The sequence below is a fragment of the Serratia sp. 506_PEND genome (assembly GCF_001076875.1).
Lineage (GTDB): Bacteria > Pseudomonadota > Gammaproteobacteria > Enterobacterales > Enterobacteriaceae > Serratia > Serratia marcescens.
The window spans coordinates 1-4323 of record NZ_JVEL01000249.1 but is presented as its reverse complement, the minus strand read 5'-3'; the positions used below and the strand labels follow the sequence as shown (position 1 = coordinate 4323).

Genomic DNA, 4323 nt, shown 5'->3' with positions numbered 1-4323 from the left:
TACTGAATGAGTTAACTCCCTCTCATTTGAAAGCTTGCTGAAAATAAAAGAAAAAAATGTCAACCCCCAATTATTATTCTTAAAATTAGCATACGAAGAAAAATTCTCATGCCTTATATATTGATACTCCTTAGAAGGATACCCATATGGAGCCGGAGTGCTTCTGTATTTATCGTAGTAATGATTAAACAATGAAATAAGCATATCCCCATGCTTATTTCTGAAGTCAACGTCTTTTAGGATTTTCTTTGTCCGCTCCGCGCCATAAAGTGAAAGCCTTGCTAAAATTGATATTTTTTCCTGATTTATAGTATCCGGTAGGGATTTCCCTGCATTAATAAACCTGGCTATCTTAGCAATTTCTTGTTTTTTATTAGACTTGCCCCTGCCTGTATTTGACAATGATATATCAACAAAATTCTTGGCAGTCCCCTTTCTACTGCCAAATAAATATGAATTAAAATCAACAGTATTATTTGACTTAATTGTAAATATTTTATTCTTAGAAAAGAAGTCAATGGGATTATTGACAACATCAACTGGATAATGCGCAGTAATACGAGACGGCTTAGCTCCTTTGCAAGTTACATAGATTTTATCATTAGAATACCACACCATAAACCCAGTATTTTCATTTTCATAATGAAAATCTTCTATATAGGTTAATATAGTGGTCTTACCCGTCCCATTCTGTCCAATTAATAAAGTCGACGGGATACCATCATAATATATATCACGATTAACCTCTTCACGAACGATCAGGTTTTTATGGTCATATTTAATTGAAAACTTACTACTTAGCTTTATAAAGCTATCGAGCACGCCATTAAAATCTTCGATGTAAAGTGCTATTAATTCCATATTACAACCATTTTGAATTAATTTTTTATATAGAATACTCTTTTGATAGGACTTGTCCAAGTTTTAACATAAACATAGTGATCAACTTCCCATCGAATCAGACATGGGAGGTTTGAATACGCCTATTCGGCGAACGTTTAACCACTTTTTTAAAAGTCCATAGAAATCGGTTCCTGCCATTAAGGGCTAAAATTTACTCCCTAGATGGCTGATCGTAATCTCCTCCTGATTGCCGTCAGTTGTACCTGCCGGCAAGGCGGGTGATATGCTCTCAGTGGTGGAAGGTTAACGATGATGGATGTGATGACTAGGGTTAGTGCCATCCTGACGCCTCAGTTTATGTTGACCCTCGGCAGTAACGAGATTACCGATAATATCAGTGACCGCCTGATTAATCTGTCGCTTACCGACAACCGGGGATTTGAATCTGACCAACTCGACATCGAACTCGACGACATTGACGGCCTTGTCGAGCTGCCGGTGCGGCACAGTTCTGTCGTTCTGACTCGGCAGAAAAGGTTTTGCTGTGGCCGTAAAAGAAATTTACGTTTGATGAGGTGGAGCATCACGGTACACCCAACACGCTAACGCTCCCGGGCGCGCAGTGCTGATTTTCGCGGCCCGCGTAATTCCCGGCGGGAAGAGTCATGGCATGACACCACGCTCGAAGAGGTGGTAGGTGCCATTGCAGCCTGTATTAAACTGACTACTAGGGTGTCTGATTCTTTCGCGAAGATCCAGATTACCCACATCGATCAGTCGCAGGAATCCGAAGCCGTATTTTTATCGTGGCTGGATGAACGCAACGGTTGGGCAGTGTCCGCTAAGGTGGGCAAATTGCTGTTACTTAAACGGGGGTAGGTTGTTTATTACCGAATCGTCATGGTCATCGGGGGTGATCCACATGGACACAATATGGACACTTTAAACGAAAAAGGGGTTAGCCAAAGGCTAAGCTCCCTTGATTCACAACACGATTTGGATACAGCGTGAAAACGTTATTAGTTAAGACTCAACTATTGGTGGTCATTCTGGTGGTCTTAACAGGGAGAGTTTTCAGGTTTAGTTTAATTATTAGCCAGTTACTGGCAAAGGCAATCCCAGTCACAGGTGCCATATTTAGAGAAGCCCGCTCAGGGAAACCCGAGCGGGCTTTTTGCCTTTCAGCCGCCGTCAAAAGCTGCGTTTCGCCACCAGATAGGCGCCCGCCACCAGCAGCAGAGCGCCGACCAGCGCCGGCAGATTCTCGCGCAGCGCCGCCGGGCCGGCGCGGTAGACGTCCGCCAACAGCCCCATGCACAGCTGGCTGGCGACCAGGATCGAGATGGTCGCCGCCGCCCCCAGCTTCTGGTAACCCAGAATGCCGGCGAACACGAACAGCGATCCCAACAGCCCCGGCAACAGCATCCACCACCTGGCGGCGCCGGTCACTTCCGCCACCGCGCCGAGGCCGTTTTTGGCCAGCAGCAGCCCCACCAGCAACAACAAACCGACGCTGGAGTTGATCACCAGCGTGATAAGGATGGTCGAGACGCTTTCGGTAATGCGCACCATCAGCAGATTCTGCACCACCAGCCCCATTCCCGCCGCGATCAGCAGTAACAGCATATTCATCGCCCTGCCCCCCGGGATCAGCGCGCGGGCGGCGTCGCCCGCTCGTCGAGCGTCAGCTGCAGGAACGTCAGATCCAGCCATTGGCCGAATTTGGCGCCCACCTGTTCCATGCGCCCCACCTCGCGGAACCCCAGCGCCAGATGCAGCTCAATCGAGGCCTGATTGCCGGATTCGATGCCGGCCACCATCACGTGCTTGCCGATTTCCCGCGCCCGTGCGATCAGCGCCAGCAGCAACGTCTTGCCAATCCCTGCGCCGCGATGCGCCTGATGAACATACACCGAATGTTCCACGGTATGTCGATAGCCATCCCAGGCGCGCCAGTCGCCGAACGACGCATAGCCGATCGCCTCGTCCGCGGCGTTCACCGCCACCAGCACCGGGTAGCCCGCCGCCTGGCGTTCGCCGATCCACGCCGCACGGTTGGCCGCATCCACGGTTTGTTCATTCCAGATGGCGGTGCTGTTCAACACCGCGTCGTTATAGATAGCGGCAATCGCCGCGCTATCGTTGAGCGTCGCATTTCGTATAATCATGGTTTACCCCGGCCAATTGTCCACTATAATACTACGATATGAATATTAAATTAGACAATCTAAATCAGCTGATCGGCGCGCGCATTCGCATTGAACGCGAGGCGCGCCACTGGTCGCTGTCCGATCTGGCCGAACGGGCGGGCGTATCGCGGGCGATGGTGCATAAGATCGAACGCGGCGAGAGCAGCCCGACGGCGATGCTGTTGGGCAGACTGGCGGGGGCGTTCGGCCTCAGCATGTCCAAACTGATCGCCCGGGCGGAAACGCAAGAAGGCCGGCTGCTGCGCCGGGAAGATCAACCGGTGTGGGTCGATCCTGAGAGCGGCTACGTGCGGCGCCACGTGTCGCCGCGCACCGATCTGCCGCTCGATCTGGTGCGCATCGAACTGCCGGCCGGCGCGGCGATCCCGATGCCGGCTTCGGTGTATGCCTTCAAGCGTCAGCTGATCTGGGTTTTATCCGGCGAGCTGGTCTTTCTTGAGGGCGACGCACGCCATGAAATGGCCGAAGGAGACTGCCTGGAGCTCGGCCCACCGGCGGACTGCCGCTTTGAAAACCAAAGCGATGAGGCATGCGTGTATATGGTGGCGGTGCTGAGCGCCGCCTGACGGCTCGCCGGCGCTATCCCTGCGTCGGCTGGTTATAGCCGGCGTGGAAAAACTTCTCCGCCAACCGGCTGTCGCCGCCGGAGAAGAACTCGCTCATCGGCTCGCTGCCGAGGCCATAGGCGCGGCTGAGCTGCCCGGCCTCGAACGCCGCCCGGTTCTCGTCGCCGCAGCGCTGCGCCAAATGGTGCGCATAGCCAAGCACGAAACCGCGCTTGTAGTCGGAGCAAAAGCGCGACAGCTCCGCCTCCGGCTTCAGGTTCTCCGCCTTTAACCCCGCCAACAGCCCTTTGCCAAAATGATCTCCCACGGGTTCCTCCTCACCACGCAATCGCTATATAACAAAATATATATCGAATGAGCGAACGAGAACATACTCCCTAAGTTTTACTCGCCGCATAAAAAAGGCCCGCCAAGCGGGCCTGCGAGAAAGCGGGCAATCACAGCGTGAAATTCAGCCCTTCGCTGACGGTCTTGCCGAGCGGCAGACGGCCCGACGGCGCTTCTTTCTCCTGCAGGAAATCCGGCAGGCGGGCTTTGTCGCCCGGTTTGCCGATCGCCACCATGGCGTGCACCGCATAGTCGTCCGGCAGCTGCAACGCCGCTTTGATCTTGTCGTGGTGAATGCCGCTCATGCAGTGGGTCAGCCAGCCTTTCAGGTGCGCCTGATGCGCCAGGTTGGCCCAGGCCGCGCCGGTGTCGAACGC

5 protein-coding genes and 2 pseudogenes are annotated in these 4323 nt (G+C 52.9%); 2 read left to right on the top strand and 5 right to left on the bottom strand.

Annotated features, from left to right (window positions below):
- On the bottom strand, positions 1-861 hold an 861-nt coding region (locus ADK28_RS31325; protein WP_152929640.1), incomplete at its 3' end, for a hypothetical protein.
- 291 nt (positions 862-1152) lie between these two features.
- Here ADK28_RS31325 and ADK28_RS31320 point away from each other — a divergent pair.
- A pseudogene (locus tag ADK28_RS31320) lies at positions 1153-1719 on the top strand (phage late control D family protein); the annotation flags it as partial.
- 315 nt (positions 1720-2034) lie between these two features.
- Here ADK28_RS31320 and ADK28_RS06415 read toward each other — a convergent pair.
- Complete coding sequence (locus tag ADK28_RS06415; RefSeq protein ID WP_016927118.1) at positions 2035-2475, bottom strand: DMT family transporter; 441 nt, start codon at positions 2473-2475, stop codon at positions 2035-2037.
- A gap of 17 nt (positions 2476-2492) precedes the next feature.
- Entirely contained in the window at positions 2493-3011 is a 519-nt protein-coding gene (locus ADK28_RS06410; protein ID WP_016927117.1) for a GNAT family N-acetyltransferase, read from the bottom strand.
- Positions 3012-3049: 38 nt separating this feature from the next.
- Between ADK28_RS06410 and ADK28_RS06405 the strand changes: the two genes are divergently transcribed.
- Positions 3050-3619 carry a helix-turn-helix domain-containing protein gene (locus ADK28_RS06405; RefSeq protein WP_015378410.1) on the top strand — a complete coding sequence of 190 codons (570 nt, stop codon included), beginning with the start codon at positions 3050-3052 and terminating at the stop codon, positions 3617-3619.
- A gap of 13 nt (positions 3620-3632) precedes the next feature.
- Here ADK28_RS06405 and ADK28_RS06400 read toward each other — a convergent pair whose 3' ends face one another.
- Together ADK28_RS06400 and ADK28_RS06395 are read right to left on the bottom strand one after the other, a co-directional pair.
- On the bottom strand, positions 3633-3926 hold the full coding sequence (locus ADK28_RS06400) for a DUF2623 family protein (protein WP_016927116.1): 294 nt from the start codon (positions 3924-3926) through the stop codon (positions 3633-3635).
- A gap of 130 nt (positions 3927-4056) precedes the next feature.
- Positions 4057-4323 (bottom strand): annotated as a pseudogene (locus ADK28_RS06395) (nitroreductase family protein); the annotation flags it as partial.